We start from the raw sequence: 2436 nt of genomic DNA, 5'->3' as shown, positions 1-2436 counted from the left end.
GACCGAGGGGCTGCCGTCGCCGTAGCGGGTGAGTTCCAGCTGGTTGACCTTGTCGTGCTGGTGCGTGATGCGCGCGGCGGCGGGCACCAGGTCGCGATCGCAGCCGCCCAGCCCGGTGTGGGTCTGGCCGGGTGCGCGCCAAGCGATGTTGCCGGCGGCGTCGTAGTCTTGGATGGTGGCGCCGGTTTCAGGCTCCACGGTCTTGCACAGGCGCTGGCCCTCGTCGTAGACGTAACTGCGGGTGACGCTGACACCGTGGCCGCCCCGCGTGATGCTGGTGGGCTTGCCAAAGTCATCACGCTCGATGCTGATGCTCATGCCGCCAGGCAGGCCGTCACCGGCGGGCACCTCGATGGCGCTGAGCTGCGACTCAGAGGGGTTGTCCAGGGCCCATAGGAGAGGCTGAGCGCCCGCGTCGCCAGGGGAGTGTTTCGCAGGCTGAATCGAAACCGATTTGAGGTTCCCGGCCGCGTCATAACGGTACTCGGTTTGCACCGGCGCCTGAGCCTTCGCCATCGCTGCACCCGACACCAAAGCAGAGCTCAGCAGCGCGACGAGCAGGACCAAACGCCCCCCGATGCGAAGCCTGGCCCTGCTTTGATCTTGCGTGTGCGCTCGCGATTGCGATTGCGAATGCATTGGAAAAACTCCTCCCGACATGGGCTTGGGACGCGCTTGCTGCTGGGTCACTTTTCTTCTTCTTCGCGTGGCGCTCGATTTGTTTATCTTTGTGTCTGTCTAGCTATCTAACTATTTACTTAATCATTCAGTCTGGCGATAGGCATGCATGAATGCAAGGTCGGCGACCTGGCTCACGGCGCTTGTTTGTCTGCTCGCTGGACTTCTTGGAAACTTAGAACGGAGGAGGGTCAGGTCTTGCCTTTAGATTTAAGGCCTGACCCTCTTGCCGCTCTTGCCGCGCATTTACTTAATTGTTCAGTCTGGTGATAGGCATGCATGAATGCATGCATACAAGGTCGGCGACCTGGCTCACGGCGCTTGCTTGTCTGCTCGCTGGTCTGTCAGTTTGGAAACTCAGAACGGCGGAGGGTAAGGTCTTGCCTTTAGATTTAAGACTTGACCCCGAATTCGCGAATTTTCTCTAGCTTCTAATTTTCTACTCGAATTTCACATAAAATACATCTTCTATTCTAAGCATTGGCTTATCACTTGATTTTGAATTAACGATTGTAAAAACAAATTCAATATTTGCAGTCAAAACACACAACCCACGCCCAACACATCGCTTATCTTTCTCCTTTCTAAACAAATTATTCCGCTCGCCATCTGCATATCCATACACATCTAAAGCCCGACCACCATCGGGCTGCACAACATCGGAAACGTACTCTTCATGACGAGCAACAAAGTTATATTTCCCAACCATTCGATACTTAACGCCTGAGTCAGTCAACGAGATTGAAATAGCCTCATCAAAAGATCGAACAGGCCTAACCCCATCGCCATCGGCTAGGTCAGCAATAGCATGCGGAGAATGGAACACAAAAGCCAAATAGACAACAATTCGAACTATAGATTTACTCATTTCTTCATTGCATTATCAGTTGATTTCTCAATAGCATCTTTTAAATCTTTTTCATCATATAAAATGCCATGCGCCTTCGAGACAAGGGCCTCCGTCGAGTAAGCAGAATGCTCACGTTTCAATATAGCCTCTCGCCCATGAATCCTTGCTGATACTGGACCTTCTTTTTTGGCATCCAAATCATGTCGACCCTCATGAGCCAAGCTTGAAGCGTTAGCTACACGTGGATCCTCCCCCAGCCCTTTTTTGAGATCAATTTCAATATTCCCTGCCTGATCGGTTCTCGCCTTCGTATTGCCATCGAGAGAAGTGGCCGTAATCGTTGGGCCCGCGCTACCACTCTCGCCTATGTATTCACTAACCTCTCTCACGAGAGCGCGCTCAGAACTGGATAACTTTCTGCTACGTGACGCCTCCCGAATCGCAACAACGGCGCTATCAATTTCAGCGCACTCTGAACCAGAACCAACACAAGAATACCTGCCAGTGGGATCAAGATACTTGTATGGATTATTCTCGGCGTAGTGATACCGCCCAAAGCTCTTCCCAGAGGCCGCATCCGTGACGACTGGATCAACGCTCAGGAACCTCCCCGCAATCGGGTCGTAATACCGCTGCTGCATGTACACCAGATCCGTCTCCGGATCATTCACATGCCCCGTGAACCCAATGCTGCTGGTCGCCGGCCCCGGTTTCGTGCCCGCCGCCGTGAAGCCATAAGGCTCATACCGCGTGCGGTTCATCACCACCGGCTGAGCGGCGGTGTTCGTGTGCGCCACCGGGCTGCCCAGCGCATCGGTGTGCACATACTGCGTCTGGTTGCCGGCGCTGGCCCACTCGGCGATCTGCTTGCCGCCGAGGTAGATATACGCCGTGCTGCCCGCCGGCCG

3 protein-coding genes are annotated in these 2436 nt (G+C 54.3%); all 3 read right to left on the bottom strand.

Features of this window, described 5'->3' with window-relative positions; genetic code table 11:
- Positions 1 to 516 (bottom strand): hypothetical protein (locus AC1Q6P_RS23920; RefSeq protein ID WP_492666262.1); only part of this gene is annotated, 516 nt, incomplete at its 3' end.
- Positions 517 to 1117: 601 nt separating this feature from the next.
- Positions 1118 to 1546 carry a hypothetical protein gene (locus tag AC1Q6P_RS23915; RefSeq protein WP_492666263.1) on the bottom strand — a complete coding sequence of 143 codons (429 nt, stop codon included), beginning with the start codon at positions 1544 to 1546 and terminating at the stop codon, positions 1118 to 1120.
- Positions 1543 to 2436 (bottom strand): RHS repeat-associated core domain-containing protein (locus AC1Q6P_RS23910; RefSeq protein WP_492666264.1); only part of this gene is annotated, 894 nt, incomplete at its 5' end. The genes AC1Q6P_RS23915 and AC1Q6P_RS23910, both read right to left, overlap by 4 nt.

The sequence above is a fragment of the Roseateles sp. GW835-FHT13E02 genome (assembly GCF_058794035.1).
The sequence above is the reverse complement of the archived record's forward strand: the minus strand, read 5'-3'. Positions and strand labels throughout refer to the sequence as shown.